This window comes from Parabacteroides bouchesdurhonensis (assembly GCF_900186615.1).
In the GTDB taxonomy this organism is placed as follows: Bacteria; Bacteroidota; Bacteroidia; order Bacteroidales; family Tannerellaceae; genus Parabacteroides; species Parabacteroides bouchesdurhonensis.
On record NZ_LT896588.1, the window covers coordinates 839,658 to 859,087 of the forward strand.

At 40.6% G+C, this 19,430-nt stretch carries 18 protein-coding genes; 8 read left to right on the forward strand and 10 right to left on the reverse strand.

Translation table 11 applies throughout. From position 1 onward, the window contains the following. Nucleotides 1-6: 6 nt before the first annotated feature. The 7 genes from C1721_RS03635 to rsmA form a co-directional block, all read right to left on the reverse strand. Nucleotides 7-324, reverse strand: a complete 318-nt coding sequence (locus C1721_RS03635) for an SUF system Fe-S cluster assembly protein (RefSeq protein WP_102407205.1) — start codon at nucleotides 322-324, stop codon at nucleotides 7-9. 117 nt (nucleotides 325-441) lie between these two features. Then, a complete protein-coding gene (gene radC / locus C1721_RS03640) occupies nucleotides 442-1,128 on the reverse strand; it encodes a RadC family protein (RefSeq protein ID WP_102407206.1) in 687 nt (228 codons plus the stop codon). A 68-nt stretch (nucleotides 1,129-1,196) separates the two neighbouring features. Next, nucleotides 1,197-1,763, reverse strand: a complete 567-nt coding sequence (efp, locus tag C1721_RS03645; RefSeq protein ID WP_102407207.1) for an elongation factor P — start codon at nucleotides 1,761-1,763, stop codon at nucleotides 1,197-1,199. Between the two features lie 171 nt (nucleotides 1,764-1,934). Beyond that, nucleotides 1,935-2,633, reverse strand: coding sequence for an LrgB family protein (locus C1721_RS03650; protein WP_102407208.1), 699 nt, complete (start codon nucleotides 2,631-2,633; stop codon nucleotides 1,935-1,937). Nucleotides 2,634-2,635: 2 nt separating this feature from the next. Further along, nucleotides 2,636-2,974: a CidA/LrgA family protein gene (locus C1721_RS03655; protein ID WP_102407209.1), complete on the reverse strand. Its 339-nt coding sequence runs from the start codon at nucleotides 2,972-2,974 to the stop codon at nucleotides 2,636-2,638. 172 nt (nucleotides 2,975-3,146) lie between these two features. After that, nucleotides 3,147-4,493 (reverse strand): magnesium transporter, encoded by a 1,347-nt coding sequence (gene mgtE / locus C1721_RS03660; RefSeq protein WP_102407210.1) that lies wholly within the window; start codon nucleotides 4,491-4,493, stop codon nucleotides 3,147-3,149. Nucleotides 4,494-4,518: 25 nt separating this feature from the next. Next, on the reverse strand, nucleotides 4,519-5,307 hold the full coding sequence (gene rsmA / locus C1721_RS03665; protein ID WP_102407211.1) for a 16S rRNA (adenine(1518)-N(6)/adenine(1519)-N(6))-dimethyltransferase RsmA: 789 nt from the start codon (nucleotides 5,305-5,307) through the stop codon (nucleotides 4,519-4,521). A gap of 97 nt (nucleotides 5,308-5,404) precedes the next feature. On the opposite strand from rsmA, the gene C1721_RS03670 reads away from it, so the two are divergent. From C1721_RS03670 to ispF, 7 genes are all read left to right on the forward strand, one after another. After that, nucleotides 5,405-6,412, forward strand: a complete 1,008-nt coding sequence (locus C1721_RS03670) for a lysylphosphatidylglycerol synthase transmembrane domain-containing protein (RefSeq protein WP_102407212.1) — start codon at nucleotides 5,405-5,407, stop codon at nucleotides 6,410-6,412. Nucleotides 6,413-6,467: 55 nt separating this feature from the next. Beyond that, nucleotides 6,468-7,922, forward strand: coding sequence for an aminoacyl-histidine dipeptidase (locus C1721_RS03675; RefSeq protein WP_102409222.1), 1,455 nt, complete (start codon nucleotides 6,468-6,470; stop codon nucleotides 7,920-7,922). Nucleotides 7,923-8,357: 435 nt separating this feature from the next. After that, nucleotides 8,358-9,008: a redox-sensing transcriptional repressor Rex gene (locus C1721_RS03680; RefSeq protein ID WP_102407213.1), complete on the forward strand. Its 651-nt coding sequence runs from the start codon at nucleotides 8,358-8,360 to the stop codon at nucleotides 9,006-9,008. A 1-nt stretch (nucleotide 9,009) separates the two neighbouring features. After that, complete coding sequence (locus C1721_RS03685) at nucleotides 9,010-9,624, forward strand: fumarylacetoacetate hydrolase family protein (protein ID WP_102407214.1); 615 nt, start codon at nucleotides 9,010-9,012, stop codon at nucleotides 9,622-9,624. 9 nt (nucleotides 9,625-9,633) lie between these two features. Continuing rightward, nucleotides 9,634-13,029, forward strand: a complete 3,396-nt coding sequence (gene porU, locus C1721_RS03690; RefSeq protein ID WP_102407215.1) for a type IX secretion system sortase PorU — start codon at nucleotides 9,634-9,636, stop codon at nucleotides 13,027-13,029. A 73-nt stretch (nucleotides 13,030-13,102) separates the two neighbouring features. Further along, complete coding sequence (porV, locus tag C1721_RS03695) at nucleotides 13,103-14,299, forward strand: type IX secretion system outer membrane channel protein PorV (RefSeq protein ID WP_102407216.1); 1,197 nt, start codon at nucleotides 13,103-13,105, stop codon at nucleotides 14,297-14,299. A gap of 7 nt (nucleotides 14,300-14,306) precedes the next feature. Then, nucleotides 14,307-14,786: a 2-C-methyl-D-erythritol 2,4-cyclodiphosphate synthase gene (gene ispF / locus C1721_RS03700; protein WP_102407217.1), complete on the forward strand. Its 480-nt coding sequence runs from the start codon at nucleotides 14,307-14,309 to the stop codon at nucleotides 14,784-14,786. Between the two features lie 341 nt (nucleotides 14,787-15,127). Here ispF and C1721_RS03705 read toward each other — a convergent pair whose 3' ends face one another. Continuing rightward, nucleotides 15,128-15,352, reverse strand: a complete 225-nt coding sequence (locus tag C1721_RS03705; protein WP_102407218.1) for a hypothetical protein — start codon at nucleotides 15,350-15,352, stop codon at nucleotides 15,128-15,130. 48 nt (nucleotides 15,353-15,400) lie between these two features. Further along, a complete protein-coding gene (locus tag C1721_RS03710; RefSeq protein WP_102407219.1) occupies nucleotides 15,401-17,212 on the reverse strand; it encodes a T9SS type A sorting domain-containing protein in 1,812 nt (603 codons plus the stop codon). A gap of 71 nt (nucleotides 17,213-17,283) precedes the next feature. Between C1721_RS03710 and hflX the strand changes: the two genes are divergently transcribed. After that, nucleotides 17,284-18,507 (forward strand): GTPase HflX, encoded by a 1,224-nt coding sequence (gene hflX, locus C1721_RS03715; protein ID WP_102407220.1) that lies wholly within the window; start codon nucleotides 17,284-17,286, stop codon nucleotides 18,505-18,507. Here hflX and xerD read toward each other — a convergent pair whose 3' ends face one another. Beyond that, nucleotides 18,508-19,413, reverse strand: coding sequence for a site-specific tyrosine recombinase XerD (xerD, locus tag C1721_RS03720; protein WP_102407221.1), 906 nt, complete (start codon nucleotides 19,411-19,413; stop codon nucleotides 18,508-18,510). Nucleotides 19,414-19,430: the final 17 nt, after the last annotated feature.

The following is a 19,430-nucleotide window of genomic DNA, read 5'->3' on the forward strand; positions in this document are numbered from 1 at the left end:
GAGGAATTATAAAAAACCCAATTCTAACTTTGCCTCTTCAGACATCATCTCCTTATCCCATTCCGGTTCAAAAACGAGATTTACTTCCACATTATTCACTCCTTCCACCGATTCCACTTTCATGCGGACATCTTCCAATATAAAATCGGCAGCCGGACAATTAGGAGCGGTAAGCGTCATATCTATACGAACATTCTTGTCGTCGTCTATTTCTACATTATATATAAGCCCCAAATCATATACATTTACCGGTATTTCAGGATCATATACCGTTTTCAGCATAGCAACAATAGCTTCTTCTGTTTGGAGAAATTCGTTGTTCATATTCTGTTTCTTTTAAATGCAAACTTACAAAATAGTTGACAGGTAGCAAAATACTTACCTGCCGACAAGTAACAATTAGCTATTATTTTTACATTCTCAATTATTACCGGCCTATCCTCAGCTATTAAGTCGTCCTTCATCCGCATAGCTATAATATTTGTCGTCGGCAATAATTATATGGTCGGCAAGGTTTATATCCAACAATCGGGCAGCTTTCTGCAAACGATCTGTCAATTTATCATCCAACTGGCTGGGACGAATATTTCCTGACGGATGGTTATGGCATAGTATGATACCGGTAGCCAGTGAGTGAATCGCAGCTTTCAATATCAGGCGCAAATCGGCAACAGTTTCACCTATTCCACCCTGGCTGATCTTTATTTTATCAATGATCTTATTAGAACGATTCAGTAAAACCACCCATAGCTCTTCATAAGGTAAATCACATAATAATGGATAAAAAAAGTGATAAGCATCATTGCTGCTTCTAATATCCATGCGCCGTATTGGTTCGCAACTGCCGCGCCGTTTTCCCAGCTCCAAAGCCGCGACGATAGTAATAGCTTTCACCTCTCCGATTCCTTTAAAAGAAGAAACCAGGTCTTTGACGGACAACTTGCCCAATTCATTCAAATTATTATTAGCTAATTGTAAAATCCGTTGGGATAATTGTACGGCCGTTTCATTCTGATTTCCCGAACCGATAAGAATAGCAAGCAATTCGGCATCACTTAAAGAAGATATTCCTTTATGCAGCATCTTTTCACGCGGACGATCATCTATCGCCCAATCACGTATTTTCATAGTTTCATGTTTTGGAATAAAAAAAGGGTGGCTTATTCTACCACCCTCATATTTCGGTTTATTATATTTTATGAACGAATACGTCCTACATAAGAACCATCCTGTGTATTTACTTCAATAATTTCGCCTTCTGAAATAAATAAAGGAACGCGTACTTCCGCTCCGGTTTCAACCGTTGCAGGCTTTAAGGTATTCGTTGCAGTATCACCCTTTACTCCCGGTTCGGTATAAGTAACGGCCAATTGAACTTTTACCGGCATATCTGCATAAAGAACTGTTTCTGTTGACGCATCAGATACAACATCAACAACCTGTCCCTCTTTCATAAAAGCAACACCATTGATAAGTTCCTTATCAATAATTACATCTTCCCATGTTTCCTGATTTAAGAAGTGATAATGTTCGCCTTCACTATATGAGAACTGGTAAGGACGGCGTTCAACACGTACATCTTCAAGTTTTTCATCGATATTAAAACGACGTTCAAGGATACCGCCATTTACTATATCCTTCAACTTTGTACGCATAATAGTATTACCCTTACCTGGTTTTACATGAAGAAAATCCACGCAGAAATACAACTTTCCGTCCAAACGGATACATGTTCCTTTCTTAATGTCTTGTGAATTGATCATACTTTATATTTTTATATTATATATTACAACACGAATTTATTTCGTTAAATTCCGGGACAAAAGTAGTGCTTTCCCCTGAAAGTAACAATACATATCTGCTTTTTTATTCAGAAAAGAGTTACAAATCAATCTGATATGATTTCACGGCGTTCGAAATCCGAAAAGTTTTTATCAAAACAAAGATAGAATCAAACCTATTACCGGCACCAATATTGCAGTCATTATCCCCATTAATCCAATGGCTAATCCGCTCAAAGCTCCCTCAATAGCCCCAATCTGGATAGCGGCAGCCGTACCCACGCCATGAGAGGATGCTCCCAAAGCCAAACCTTTTGCGATATGGCTTTCAATGCCCAATACCTTCATTACAACAGGACCAACAATACTTCCGAAAATCCCAACCGCTACAACAATCACTGCCGTCAGCGATGGAATACCGCCTGCTTTCTCCGCTATCCCCATAGCTATCGGCGTAGTAACAGACTTTGGTTGTAAGGTTGCTATCAAGGCTTGATCGGCTCCCATTAGTTTGCCGATTATTATAACACTTACAATGCCTACAATAGCACCGATAAATACGGAGGTAAGTATTGAAATCACATTCCCTTTCAAATATTGTATCTGTTCATACAAGACATATCCCAGTGCCACAACAGACGGCCCTAGAAGAAAATGTATCAAATGACTTCCTTGCTGAAACGATTCATAATGAATACCCAACATCTTTAGCACTGCTATAATTACGAAAATAGATGTAATAAGAGGATGAAGCAGACTTATACGCGTCTTTTTATACAATGCCGTAGCCGCCAGATAAGTTCCTATCACTAATGTAAGTGCAAACACCTCTGATTGAGCCAATGTATCCATCTTTATTTCCTTTTTTCCAGTTTCTGCTGGACCAACGCCACACTGGCAATTACCAAAATAGTGCTAACAACAGAAGCAGTCAGGATAACGGCCCAGTATTCCGATATAACACCCAGCGCATTCATCAGCCCAACTCCGGCAGGCAGAAAGAACAGGCCCATATTCTGAGTCAAAAGAGTAGAAATGCGCTGTACCTTTTCCGGTTTTACCCATTTAAAAGCAAGAGCCAGAAACAATAATACCATGCCGATTACACTACCCGGAATAAAACCGTCTATAAAATAGCTGATAAACTCTCCGGTAAAATAGAAGAAAAGTATGTAAAACACCTGCGTTAGCATAAGTCTTTTTGCCTTTTAAATAACCTGCCGCAAAGATAGTGAATATACGCCATACATGTTCTACAACATATATACTATTAACCTATATTTAACCATTCATTGTTGAACCGTAGAAGTTTCAACCAGGGAATTCACTCATAAGTTATCATTCCGCAACAACAAGTCACGCCTGTTATGCCAATGCGGAAGATATAAACATGTATATCATCATACCGATAATATCATTTGTAATTGTAATAAAAGGTCCGGTGGCAAGAGCTGGGTCAACGTTCATTCGATTCAGCGTCATAGGAACAAGCGTACCGAAAATACTGGCGAACATTACAACCGCAAAAAGACTGAGGGAAACAGACGCAGTAATAGCCCGGTCGCCCAACATAAAGAAATTATAAACAAACACCACCAAACTGATAATGCTTGCATTGATAAGCGACACAACAGATTCTTTCAATATTTGTGCCAGAATGTGTCCCTCTTTCAGCGTATTGTTTGCCAAACCTTGAACAACGATAGCAGAAGACTGGATTCCGACATTACCACCCGTACCGCCAATCAACGGGATAAAGAGAGCCATTTTAGGATTCGCGGCAAAACTACTCTCAAAGCCTCCCAGTATAATAGAATTACCCAATCCTCCAATCATCCCGATAAGTAACCAGGGCAAGCGGGCTGCTGTTTGTAAAAAGACATTATCTGAAGTTTCCACATCTTGTGAGATACCGGATGCCAACTGATACTCGCGTTCATGTTGTTCGCGAATCTCATCCATTACGTCGTCAATAGTAATACGTCCCACCAGCCGTCCGATACTATCCACTACCGGCAAAGCTACGAGGTCATACTTTTCAATAGTCTGCGACACCTCTTCAATACTATCACCTTCATGTACCGAAATCGGATCTTTCTTCATAACATGCTTTATCTTGGAAACAGAAGGATTAGTGATAAGCCGTTGTAGAGGAAGGACGCCTTTCAAGCGTTCGTCATCATCCACTACATATACATAATATATCTCATCCATTTCTTCGGCTTGTTTGCGCATTTCATCAATACACTTAGGCATACTCCAGTTCTCGTTTACAACGATCATTTCAGTACCCATCAAACCACCGGCAGTGTCTTCATCGTATTTCAACAAGTCTACGATATCACCGGCCTGCTCTACATCCTCAATATGCGAAAGAATTTCCTCTTGCGTATCTTCGTCAAGTTCACGCATCAGATCTACCGCATCATCGGTTTCCATATTATCAACGAAGCGCTTGGCGATCAGTTCGTTCGGAAGCTCCTTCAATAGCTTATGGCGATCTTCTTCATCAAGTTCCATCAGCACATCCGCCGCTTTCTCCCCATCCATTAACAGATAAAGGTAGATAGCCTCCCGAAGATTGAGTTCCTGATACAACTCGGCTATATCCGCAGGGTATAAATCGTTCAGCAGTTCACGTGCCTGAGCATCATCTTTCTTTTCGATAATGTCTTTTAAGTGATCTATATATTCTTTCGTAAGTTCAACCATATTTTCGCAATGTTAGCAGATTGTCTTATTGCACGTTCGGCAAGTTCCGTTCTGTTATTAATGTCAATTCAACAAATTGCTCCACAGACAATTGTTCGGGACGTTTATCAAAAATAGGCAACACATAATCCGGACAGTCTTTACCCAAAAGCGGCTTCATTGAATTACGGAGTGTTTTACGACGCTGGTTAAAAGAAGTCTTTATAACTGTTTTGAACAACTTTTCATCGCATCCCAACTCTTTCCGGTCGTTACGCACCATTCTAAGAACGGCACTCTTAACCTTTGGAGGCGGATCAAATACATGTTCGCTAACGGTGAAAAGATATTCCACATCATACCAAGCCTGCAACAACACGCTTAATATACCGTATGTCTTGCTTCCTGGCCCCGCGGCCAGGCGCTCGGCCACTTCTTTCTGCAACATACCGGAGCAACACGGTATCTGTTCCTTGTAATCCAAAACTTTAAAAAAGATTTGACTGGAAATATTATACGGGTAGTTGCCAATCACACAAAAGGGACGATCAAACAAGTTGGAAAGATCCAGTTTGAGAAAATCAGCACCGATAATACGACCGGAAAGCGCCGGAAAGTTTTGTTCCAAATAATCTACGGATTCCCTGTCCAGTTCTACTACTGTGAGGTCGTGCCCGGCTTCCAGCAAGAATTGTGTAAGCACTCCCATACCGGGACCTATTTCAAGAATTGGCGAACCTTTAAAGTCGGCAACAGTGTCGGCAATACGTTGGGCAATTTGCAAATCTTTTAAGAAATGCTGTCCCAATGCCTTTTTGGGTTTTACTAATTTCATCCAGTTCTTTCGATGTATTGTGTTTCGTAATTAAAATAATGCGTATCTTTGCGGATGCACAAAAATACAACAAATAAATTAAAACAACCTACGTATAATGGATTTTAAGAGTATTCTGCGCACGATTCTAAAGATATTTTTACCTCTGTTTTTTGGCGGCTTATTACTATGGTTTTTATATCGGGAGATGGATGTCAGTGAAATATGGAGAGTAATCAAAGAAGGTGTCCGGTACGATATTATAGGCATTTCCCTGCTATTCGGACTTGCAGCCAACATAGTAAGAGGCTTCCGTTGGGGATTATTAATCAGTTCGCTCGGCGAAAGATTCAAAATGAGTAATGTTATTTATGCCGTATTGGGCAATTATGCGGTTAACCTGGTGCTTCCCCGTGTAGGTGAAGTATGGCGCTGCGGTATGATCACCAAATATGACAAGATCTCATTTACCAAACTACTCGGAACTTTATTAATAGACAGAGTAAGCGACACCATCATGGTAGGCCTTATTACTCTTTGTATCTTTATCTTTAACATCAACTTCTTCACCAGTTTCTTCGCCAAGAATCCCGCGTTGCTGGAAGGCTTCCAGTCCATGTTCAATTCAATATGGATTTATGTAGCCGCGATAATTTTCCTTGCCGGAATTTGGTTTGTATTCACATATATGAGTAACTTTACGCTGGTACAGAAAGCAAAAGCCATGCTCCATAACGTTTGGGAAGGAATGAAAAGCATTTGGCTTATGGAACACAAAGTCCGCTTCCTTATCGAAACATTTTTGATATGGGGTGGTTATTTTTGTTACTTCTATATCACGTTCTATGCGTTCGACTTTACCCGTAATCTGGGAATTTCAGTGGGTCTGATAGCCTTTACGATGAGTAGCATTGGCGTTGCAGTACCGGTACAAGGAGGAATAGGCCCCTGGCATTTCATGGTAATTGCCACGCTGGTATGCTTCGGAGTAAATGAGAGCGATGCCGCGGCGTTTGCACTGGTTGTACATACGGTACAAACAATATGGACCGGTATTTGCGGGTTGTTCGGTGTTGTGGCATTGCCGCTGACCAACCGTGAATTAAAAACCGCAACTGCTGTTTAAACAGGAATACAATATATGTATTATATATAGGTCTAAACTTAAATCATTAATGTCTATGTCAGCAGAAATCAAAAATCTATCACCGAAGCCTGTATGGGATTATTTCTATAATCTTACACAAATTCCTCGTCCTACCGGACACATGGAGGCGGTAACCCGTTATGTTGCGACCTTCGGGAAAGAACTTGGGCTGGAAACTTTACAGGACGAAGTAGGCAACGTTTTGATTCGCAAACCGGCAACTCCCGGACGTGAAGGGCATAAAACGGTAACCCTGCAGTCGCATCTTGACATGGTGCCGCAGAAGAATTCTTCTGTAAAGCACGACTTCCTTACCGATCCGATTGATGCTTACATAGACGGAGACTGGGTAAAAGCACGCGAAACAACCCTGGGAGCAGACAACGGCATCGGAGCTGCATTCGCAATGGCCGTACTGGCTGATAACACACTACAGCACGGACAGATAGAAGCACTATTCACCATCGATGAAGAAGAAGGTATGGATGGAGCATTCGGCTTAAAGCCTAATTTCCTGAAAGGAGACATTCTGCTGAACTGCGACTCGGAAGAAGAAGGAGAACTATTCGTTGGTTGTGCCGGCGGAGCAGACCTCAACATCTCATTCCAATTTAAAGAAGATACTTATATCCCGGAAGGCGATACGGCAGTTAAGCTTTCCTTAACCGGATTAAAAGGCGGACACTCCGGTGTAGACATCCATTTAGGACGTGCCAATGCCAATAAATTAATTTTCCGCTTTATAAAAGAAGCCGTCTGTGATTACGGAGCCCGTTTGGCTTCCATAGACGGAGGCTCGCTTCGCAATGCTATTCCACGTGAAGCATTTGCCATCATCACTATTCCGGGCGACAATGTAGAAGCATTATGGGAACTGGTTTCCGATTATCAAGACACATTCCGTTCGGAATACAAAGGGATCGAAGAAAGCATCCATTTCGTTGCCGAAATGGCAGACCTGCCCAAAACACTTATTCCGGAAGAGATTCAAGACGATTTAATCAATGCAATTGAAGGATGCCAAAATGGAGTTATCAGCATGTTGAGCGATTTTCCTGGCACCGTAGAATCATCTTCCAACCTGGCAATTGTCCGCACCGCCAACGAATTAATTGAAGTGAAGATACTAGTACGCAGTTCTTCGGAAAGTCGCAAATATTCCGTTTGCTCAAGTCTGGAAAGCGTCTTTGCCCTTGCCGGAGCAAGAGTAGAATACGGCGGAGCATATAACGGATGGGAACCAAACATTAACTCTCCCATTTTGAAACTGATGAAGAAAACATATCAGGATTTATTCGGTAAAGAACCATCGGTAAAGGTGATGCACGCAGGTTTGGAGTGCGGTATCATACAAGGAGCATATCCTCAAATGGATATGATTTCTATCGGACCGGATTTACAACACCCGCATTCTCCGGATGAACGGGTAAACATTCCTTCGGTAGAACGGGTATGGACATTCATAACCGAAGTATTGAACAGAATCTAAATACTCCAAAAATATTCAACCCTTCATTCTCTTTATTAACCGCCTGTCTGGCAGTTAATAAATGGATGAAGGGTTTTTTTTGCCTTTTCATCGGCACTTTTTAGCCTTTACATCGGTAGTTCTTATTATTTTTATCGGTAATTCTTATCATTTTTATCGGCACTTTTTTAATAGACCGACCTTTGTCGGCCCATAGAACCACCTGTGTCGGCTTATAGGCCGACAGCTGTCAGCCTATAGATTGACGCAGTTCGGCCTATTAATAGTTACCGATCTTTCCAATAAAAGCCTCCCATGTTAATTACAAGCCCGGCAAAGCCTACGGCTAACTTCACAGGTCTATATAATAACAGGCATAAGAAAATAAATAAGCATGAGGGCTTTTTAATTTCGTAAATATTGTACTTTTGTACTCTTACATTAATATACACAACAATGGCTAGTGATGAAATAAAAGAATTTTGGAAAGTTCCGGAACCTACACTCAGGAGATTACCATGGTATCTTGCCTTCGTAAAGCTGATGAAAGGGAAAGGAGAAACTTTTGTGTCGTCTACTCAGATTGCCAAAGAGATTAATGTAGATTCCAGTCAGGTAGCAAAAGATCTGTCTTTTGTGAATATATCGGGAAAGACCAGAGTGGGTTATGAAATCAACACACTGGTAGATGTGCTGGAAGATTTTCTTGGATTTACGGCACAACATAAAGCGTTTCTTTTTGGTGTAGGAAGTCTGGGAGCCGCTTTATTGCACGACTCCGGGCTGAATCAATATGGATTGGAGATTGTAGCCGGATTTGATGTCCGGCCGGAAATAGACGACACGCTTATAAATGGCATTCCGGTTTTTCACATCAACGACTTTCCTGCCAAGCAAAAAGAATACGGAGCAACCATCGGTATCATTACCGTACCCGTAGAAAAAGCGCAGGAAGTTACCGAGCAGATTATAGCAGGCGGAATAAAAGCCCTTTGGAACTTCACCCCGTTCCGTATCCGTGTACCGGAACATATTGTAGTACAAAACACTTCCATGTATGCCCACTTGGCAGTTATGTTCAACCGTTTGAACTCAATCAATCATTAAAATGAAAATTATCGCTGTAGGAATGAACTATGCAGCTCACAATAAAGAGCTACATCATTCGTTAGAATTATCAGAACCTACGATCTTTATGAAATCCGACTCATCGTTATTAAAAGACGGGAAACCTTTCTTCATTCCAGATTTTTCGTCGGAGGTTCACTATGAGACGGAGATAGTAGTAAAGATAGACCGGCTGGGCAAAAATATAGCCGAACGCTTTGCGTATCGTTATTATAATGAAGTAACCGTAGGCATAGACTTTACCGCGCGTGATTTGCAGAACAAACTACGGGCGGAAGGTTTACCCTGGGAGATCAGCAAGGCGTTTGACAACTCTGCCGTGGTAGGTACGTTTATACCATTGGACCGGGCCGGTGATATTAACCGTATCCCTTTCCATCTGGAAATAAACGGGAAGAAAGTTCAGGAAGGCAATACGTCGGATATGCTTTTCTCTGTTGATAAGATCGTGGCTTACGTCAGCCGCTTCTTTACGCTTAAGATTGGAGACCTGATTTACACAGGAACTCCTGTTGGCGTAGGTCCGGTAAAAATAGACGACCATTTACAGGGATACATAGGCGAACAAAAGTTGCTGGATTTCTATGTTCGGTAAAAACAGACTATGTTAAAACGATTTATATATACACTAGTAATAACATTCTTTATTCTGTCGTCCGCATGGGCCGGCAGCAACAGTTATACGGCAAGCTCTGTCTTATCCTCCGGAAAATGGGTCAAGATAAAAGTGCAGGAGAACGGAATATATAAACTTTCATTTTCCGATTTAAATGCCATGGGCTTCTCCGATCCTTCGAAAGTTTCCGTACATGGATACGGAGGCTGGATACTGGAGGAAGATTTCAGGCAGCCCTATTTGGATGATCTGCCGGCAGTTCCGGTATATAAGGGAACTGATTATTTATTATTTTATGGGAAAGGCCCTTGTAAATGGGAATATGATCCGGACGATAAAATATTTGTACACACAAATAATCCATATTCACTATACGGATATTACTTCTTAACGGACAACACGGATACAAAAGAAATGGCAACAGTAGCTTCCGGCAGTGGAGCAGCGCTTGTTGTCAACTCGTTTGACGATTATGTATTACATGAGCAAGACCTTGTATCTGTAAACCAGTCAGGACGGGAGTTGTTCGGGGAATCATTCAGCCTCACAAGAACAAGGACAATTACATTTCCGTCCATTCCCGGAATTACAGATGAAGATGGAAAAGTAACCATGCGCTTTATCGCCAGAAGTGCTTCCGGCGCAGGAACAGCTACATTAGACATTAACAATCAAAATATTTTACGGTTAAGCATACCTTCATTAGCAGGTGATCCTTATCCCAGTTTTACAAAGGCAAGAGCGGTTACCGGTACTGCCATTTGGACAGGGGGCAAAAGCGAGACGACAAAGGCTACCGTTGCTTATGGCCAAACCGGACATACCAATGTTCATCTGGACTATATCCGCCTGCAAGTGAAACGGACACTAAAGCCTTACAGCGGAAGTGTCTCTTTTCGTAATATCTCTTCTATCGACAATACAACCCGTTTCGTAATACAAGATGCCAACACGAATACGTTAGTATTTGACGTTACAGACAGTCAAAACCCGCAAAAGGTGGAAACATCATTAAGCGGTTCAGAACTCTCGTTTACTATTCCGGCAGGTTCACTCCGTGAGTTTGTTCTGGTACAACCGAATATGACATTTCCGGCCTACGAAAGAGTGAACGGCGACGTAGCCACACAAGATTTACATAAGCTGGGACAGACCGACATGATAATCATCGCTGCTCCGGCACTGAAAGCACAAGCCGAGCGTCTTGCAGAAGAGCACCGTAAACGGGATAACCTGAGTGTAGAAGTAGTAGAACCGGAAAAGATATACAATGAGTTTTCCAGTGGAACACCGGATGCCACAGCCATTCGCCGCTTTATGAAAATGTTCTATGACCGGAGTACTTCCGAGGCTGATGCCCCCAAGTATTTACTATTGTTTGGAGATGGAGTTTATGACAATCGCTTCCTTTGCGACGAACTGCAAAGCATACCTCAGGAAAATATGTTACCCACTTATCAGTCGGCTAATTCATTAAATATTTACTCATATGTAACCGATGATTATTTCGGCTTTCTGGAAGATAATTCCGGCTTCAATCTTCCTAACGATAAAGTACAGATCGGCATAGGCCGTTTTCCTGTCCGTACAGTAACAGATGCTACCCAAATGGTAGATAAAGTTATCTCTTATATGAATAACACACAATTAGGTTCATGGAAAAACAAAGTGGCTTTCGTTGCCGACGACGGCAGTAATGCGGACTCTTTCAGCACTGAACACATGAAACAAGCGAATGATGCAGCCGACATTTATATTGAAGATAAGCATCCCGAATTTCTTGTTAATAAAGTATTCTTAGATGCTTATAAAAAGGATCACAGCGGACAAAGTTCTTACCCCGATGTAAATAAGAAAATACAACAGTTATTGAAGAACGGATTAATCTTAATCAATTATACCGGGCATGGAGGAACAGAAGCATGGGCCGACGAACACATATTGACACAAAGCGACATCAACCAGGCAACTTATGAGAATCTGCCTTTATGGATAACCGCAACCTGCGACTTCACACGTTTTGATGCTCCTACGACATCCGCAGGTGAAAGTGTTTTCCTGAATAAGAAAAGTGGCGGAATAGCTTTGTTCTCTACAACAAGGGTTGTCTTTTCAGGTTCTAACTCCCTAATCAATAAAGAACTGCTTGCAAACTTATTTGAGAAGGAAAACGGGCACAGGATGACATTGGGAGAAGTCATGAAAATGACCAAATGCAATCTGGGATACGATTCAAACAAACTAAACTTTGTACTGATCGGCGACCCGGCCATGAAATTAGTATATCCCGAATATCATATCAAAGTGACTTCCATTAATGGGGAATCGGTTGAAGGAACACCCGTTACGCTGAAAGCATTGCAAAAAGTAACGATAGAGGGAGAAGTACTTACGCCGGAAGGTAACAAGGCAGAAGATTTCGACGGAATACTAAACCCTACGGCGCTGGATAGCAAACGTACAATTACGACACTGGACAATAATGGAACAGGAAAGACTTTTACCTATACAGATTATCCGAATACGATGTTTATCGGTAACGATTCGGTACGTAACGGTTCTTTCAGTTTTTCATTTATTGTGCCTAAAGATATTTCTTACTCCAACGACTATGGGAAAATGAACCTATATGCCTCCGACGAAAAAACAGGACTGGAAGCACAAGGATCATTCCAGAACTTTAAAGTTGGCGGTACTTCCGAAGAAGCGGAAAAAGACACGGATGGTCCTGAAATACGGGCAATCTATTTAAATGACTCTATATTTGTTGATGGTGACAAGGTAAATACGACACCTTTATTCGTAGCCAGCTTGTGGGATAAGAGCGGAGTAAATATCAGCGGAAGCAGCGTTGGGCACGATATTACATTAACAATAGATAATCAGCCATCCTTAAGTTATAACCTGAACAGTTATTACGAATCTGTAGCCGGCAAAGAAGGAGAAGGCTTTGTAACGTTCTCCATTCCGACACTAACAGAAGGAATCCATACGGCGGAGTTTAAAGTGTGGGACATCCAAAATAACTCAACGACAAAAACATTCAGTTTTGAAGTTGTCGAGGGATTAAAGCCCAATCTGTATGAGCTGATAGGAACACCCAATCCGGCACGCGAGCAAGTAGAATTCAGATTGTATCATAATCGTCCGGAGACGAACATATCCGTAAACATAATGATATATGATTTGGCTGGCAGATTATTGTGGAATCACAATGAGAACGGCTCCAGTGAATTATTCAAAGCCTATATTGTTTCCTGGAATCTGACCAACAATAGTGGAGCCAGATTAAATCCGGGCATTTATTTATACCGTGCCGCAATTAGCTCTAATCATTCAAAAGAAGCTACAAAAACAAAGAAATTAGTCATTCTTGCACAATAAAGAATAAGGAAGTCAGTTTATATGTAGGAATGGACAATTAACGGTTCATCTTTTTATTAATAGTATTTTCAATATGAAAAAAGTTTCAAGAATTTGTTTGCTCCTTATATTATTCAGTCTGGTAACAGCCGATTTTGTAATTAAAGCTCAAGAGAAAACGCAATTGGCACCCGTCCAGACCGCTGTTCCTTCATTAACGATTGCTCCGGATGCCCGCGGTGGTGCTATGGGAGATAATGGAGTAGCTACAACTCCGGATGTGAATTCGCAATACTGGAATCCGGCTAAATACGCATTCAACTACAGCAAAGCCGGCGTTTCATTATCTTACACTCCATGGTTACGTAAATTGGTCAACGATATAGCATTAGTAAACTTATCCGGTTTTTACAAATTGGGAAACAGTGACATGCAGGCTCTTGGGGCTTCCGTACGTTACTTCTCTCTTGGTGAGATTTCCGATACCGAATATATGGGACAAGGAGGTAGCGGCGTTACCCTGAATCCTTATGAAATGGCTGTTGATATAAGTTATAGCCGCAAACTATCGGAATACTATTCTATGGCCGTTGCATTACGTTACATTCGTTCGGACTTGGGGGCTGATTCCCGTTCAGACGGACAGACTGCCGGCAATGCTTTCGCTGCCGACATCGCCGGTTATCTTGAGAAATATGTAATTCTGGGTAACAGTGAATGTTTGTGGAGCTTTGGTTACAACGTCTCAAACATCGGATCTAAAATATCTTTTGACGGAGGAGAAACAAGCCGTTTTCTTCCTGCAAAACTAACAGTAGGAACCGGCCTTTTATATCCGATTGACGATTATAACCGCATTGGAGCTTATGTAGACCTCAGCAAATATTTAGTGCCTAACTATCCGACAAAAGGAGACAATAATAGCGAGGAAAGCGACGAAGATTATCAAAAGAGATTGGAAGATTACAGGTCAATGTCATCCATTTCCGGTATATTCAAGTCCTTTGGAGATAATCCAAACGGATTTAAAGGAGAAATGCAAGAGATAATGGCTTCTATCGGTCTGGAATATAGTTATAATGAACAGTTCTTCGTTCGCGGAGGTTATTACTATGAAAATAAAAACATGGGTAACCGACAGTATTTCTCAGTAGGCGCAGGTTTTCGTATGAGTGTATTCCAACTTGATGCCGCCTACTTGGTAAGTACGGTACAAAGTAATCCTCTGGACCAAACACTTCGTTTTTCCCTTTCATTCGATATGGATGGCATAAGAAACTTGTTCAGATAATAAAGTGATGAAGATAAGAGTAGGTTTCGGATACGATGTACACGCTTTAGTTCCCAATCGCGACTTGTGGCTGGGAGGAATCAAGATTGAACATACTCTTGGATTATTAGGCCATAGCGATGCTGATGTATTAATTCATGCCATTTGTGACGCCTTGTTAGGCGCCGCCAATATGCGTGACATAGGTTTTCATTTTCCGGATACGGCAGGAGAATATAAAGATATAGACAGCAAGCTACTGCTACGGGATACGATGAAACTAATCCGGCAAGCAGGATATGAATTAGGCAACATTGATGCAACAATTGCCGCCGAACGTCCTAAACTAAACCCTCACATTCCAGAAATGAAAAGAACTTTGGCAGAAGTTATGGAAGTGGATATGGATGATATATCTATTAAAGCTACAACTACCGAGAAACTTGGTTTCACCGGACGTCAGGAAGGTATTGCGGCTTACGCTACCGTTCTTATTCAAAAGCAATAACAAAGCAAAAAAAACAGCAAACTTCTCTAATAAGCCGGCATATCCAATCTACCGGAACAAAGCTTTTTTAATAGACAAAACAGGTTAATTAACGCCAGCCTTACAACAACTCCACAATTTCGGCTGTTTGCCTTTTACTTATTTATAATCAAATAATTCTATGATAACCACGTGGCACAATAGAATTGTGCCAAATAACCCGTGACGGGCGAACAAGTGGTATATTAATACTAAAGTAATAAAAATGAAGTTCTATCTGCCGGTATTTCTGTGAAGAAAGAAAGGCAAACAAATGCCAAAGAGTATTTCAACACCATTGAAATACTCTTTGTTTTTCTTCATTATTCGGATGGCTGAGAAGTATTATTATCTTCATTCCATTTCTTTCTTATTTTCAAACGACGTATCTGTAAATAACGCAAAAGACAAATGATAGCCAACGTGATTCCGATTACACAGAAATATTCTACATAACCATTTTCCGGATTGTTTCCGGGCCAACCAATAACACTCATAATAACCAGGTATACCAACAATGCAATGCTGGTGATATTAATCTTCTTCATCTTTCATCTTATAAGAAACAAGCACAAATATACGAATAGTTTTATTCCCTATCGAATCTTAATTACCTTGCAACAGCCTCTATAACATTCTGTTTCAATATTTATAATATATAAACCGGGAGTATAAGTAAAAGTGATATATGATGTTCCTTTTTCTATTTCTTTTTGCAATAGTCGATGTCCTGAGGAATCAAACAGGTGCATTATTCCTTTCGACGGTATATTTTCCAGAATTAATACGTTTTCATTTATATAACTACTTACAGGTGGAAAGGCCGGTGAATTATCTAATGAGGTGACATTAGCTTCCGGCTCCTTATTCATATCAGACACAGAAGATAGAACAGACAATAATATACTATCATCTGCCTTAAAAGTATTATCAATAATCAATTCGGTATCTTCCTTCGTCTTTACAAAGAACGCGGAAAGAGGTGGTAAGGAATAGTTGCTTCCTATCGGATAAGATTTATATCTGCCATTTTCATACACATAGATATTGCCATCCAATAAAGAATTTGGCTCTATATTTCTCAACGACAAAGAAGATGACAACGGATTTCCACAAAGAAACCACCCTCTATCTTCCTCGTCTCCGGATTGAGATGCCTGTACGGGCAATATTTTACATTTGCCGAAATCTTCGGGTAATGCTTCTGCCCGTGATGAGAATTGAAGTGTTTGTTTTGTCGCTTTATCATCCAAAGCAATAAGATAGCCTTTGTTTTTCTCAAATACAGGAAACTCATCCGAAACATCATTTAACTTCAAAACATCCCAATTATCTCCGGTATTACCGTTCAACGCTCTTTTATCACCATTATAAGTGCGGACATAATAATAATTTCCGCCGTCATTCGGCGTATCATCTTCCAGAGTAAAATCGGGAGAAACACCACTTTTGTACACGTCAAAAGGGAAAGATATAAAATACCATTGTCCTTTCTCCTGAAATGTTTTATTCACCGTAACGCAACCGTTTACAACAATTTCGCCATCAGCGAGAAATGAAGCGTTATTAACTCCGGAAGAATAAAGGATTAAATTATTTACCACAAGGCAAGCTTTGGTAGCGACAGAAAGACAACCGTCCGACACATAAACCTCATTACATTGTATATCAGAAGTTACTGTGGCATTCCCTTTTAGCAAAGCATTCCGGTGACGCAACGCAGGAAGGTGAGTCCATTTGCTTATGTTCTCCCAATCGCCGTCTCCATTAAAAAGAGAGTATTCCGGAATATATCCAAAGGCATAGGCACTATCAATGCAATAAAACTCTCCTTTATTGGTAGCCGGAGTATTCAAACTTATATTTGACGGATTTCCGGAAACTTGTATCGGGTTACTCTTCTTATCAGGATTTGTGGCAATTGTTCTGTAATTAAAAGAATAATAAGTATTATTAGAGTTGGAACGACACCATTCCCAACCCTCATTTTGTCCATTTCGCAAAGCGTTTACAAATAATTGATCTCCTTTCCTTAACGCTTTTGCCGCAAAAGTAACGTTGATACAAACATCCATGAAGAAGGAAGAAGGCTCAATATCCTCGAAAGTAACACTCGATCCGGGAGATAGCGTTAGCGAATAACTTCCTCCCTGCCCTCTTATTCCCAATGAAGAAACGTCAACACGAGAAACAGAACCGCTAGTACTATAATTCCATGTATCAGAAGGTTGTTCTTCAAAAGATTGAAACAGAAAAGTATCTCTCACCAATTTGTTCTGCGAAACATCATTTACAAATAATTCCCATTTGCCGGATTCAGGGACTTGAGCATAAGAAAGGGTAGAAAAAAAGAAAATTATTAAACGAATAACAACATACTTTATTCCACGTAAATTGTTCTTTATCATAGTTCTGTTATTTTGGTTCGTAAATACGTCCACAAATGTATACAAATTATTGAATTTATTATCTTTGTCGCATGAAAGAATTTATCATATCTGAAGCACAAACAGAAAAGGCCGTTTTAGTCGGGTTAATCACCCCTGAACAAAACGAACAAAAAGTTAAAGAATATCTGGACGAATTAGCATTTCTTGCTGATACGGCCGGTGCTGAAACGGTTAAGAAGTTTTGGCAAAAGCTAGACTATCCAAATCCCGTGACTTTCGTAGGAACAGGGAAATTACAAGAGATAAAAGAATATGTCGTAGAAAACGAGATAGGTCTGGTTATATTTGACGACGAGCTTTCGGCTAAACAGCTACGCAATATAGAGAAAGAGCTACAGGTAAAAATATTGGATAGAACAAATCTGATTCTGGATATATTTGCCCGCCGTGCACAAACTGCACATGCAAAAACGCAGGTGGAATTGGCTCAGTATAAATATATGCTACCTCGACTAACCCGCTTGTGGACTCACTTGGAACGCCAACGAGGAGGCGTTGGTATGCGCGGTCCGGGTGAAACCCAGCTGGAGACAGATAAACGTATCATCTTAGATAAGATTGCCAAACTAAAACGAGATTTAGTTGACATCGACAAGCAAAAAAGCGTTCAGCGTAAAAACCGGGGAAAGATGGTTCGCGTAGCACTGGTTGGTTATACCAACGTAGGTAAATCAACCCTGATGAATCTTTTAAGCAAGAGTGAGGTTTTTGCGGAAAACAAACTGTTCGCTACATTAGATACAACGGTACGTAAGGTTATTATTGAGAATCTCCCTTTCCTGCTATCTGATACTGTAGGTTTTATCCGAAAATTACCTACCGAACTGGTAGAATCTTTTAAATCTACATTAGACGAAGTCCGTGAAGCCGATTTATTAGTACATATTGTAGATATTTCGCATCCTACGTTTGAAGAGCAAATTGAAGTAGTAAACAAAACCCTGGCAGAAATAGACAAGACTGAAAAACCAATGATTATGGTTTTCAACAAAGTGGACGCATTCACCTTCGTTCCCAAAGAGGAAGATGATCTAACACCAAGAAGCAGGGAGAATATTGATTTAGACGAACTGAAACAAACATGGATGAACAAACTGCAAGACAACTGCATCTTTATTTCCGCCAAAGAACGCACAAACATTGAAGAATTAAAAACCATGTTATATGAACGTGTAAAGCAGATTCATATCACTCGCTTTCCATATAACGACTTTTTATTCCAACAGTATGATGAAGAAACAGAGGATGAATAATCATTCTCTGTGTTTACTTCTGGGGTGATGTTCCAATATTTCTTTACGAAGAAACTCCCGATCTATATGTGTGTAAATTTCGGTAGTGGTAATCTTTTCATGTCCTAACATTTCCTGAATGGCACGCAGGTTAGCTCCTCCTTCCAGCAAATGAGTAGCAAATGAATGGCGGAAAGTATGAGGACTTACATTCTTATGTATGCCGGCCATTTCCGTTTGTTGCTTAATAATATGAAAAACCATAATACGCGAAAGCGCCGTTCCACGCCGGCTCAGGAATAAAATGTCCTCATACCCTTTCTTGACCGTAATTAAATTCCGGTCATACAAATAATTCCTGATTTCCTGGATAGCCGTATCCGATATAGGCACTAGCCGTTGCTTGCTGCCTTTGCCTTCCACTTTTATAAAGCCCTCATCAAAATAAACATCCGAATACCGTAAAGATGTTAACTCGGAAACACGTAATCCGCAGCTATATAAAACCTCCAACATCGCCCGGTTACGTTGCCCTTCCGGCAAGGATAGATCTATCGTATCTAATATATTGTTTATTTCATTGACAGTTAGCACTTCCGGCAATTTCAACCCAATCTTTGGAGATTCCAACAATTCAGTCGGGTCTGCTGTTATATAATCATCCAATAACAAAAAGCGGTAGAAGGATTTAACGCCCGAAATAATACGAGCTTGCGAACGGGGATGGATTCCTATGTCATGAAGTTGAGCAACAAACTGTTGTAAATTTTCATACGTGATGTCTTTGACATCCAATCCTTCATCTTCCGCAAAACGAAGCAATTTATCAAGGTCCGTCAAATAAGCATCTACAGAATTGGCAGACAAGGATTTTTCCAACCGGAGGTAGATTTGATATTTGCTAATTATATCCTTTTGTTGTTGCATTGTTCGGTATGTTGTTA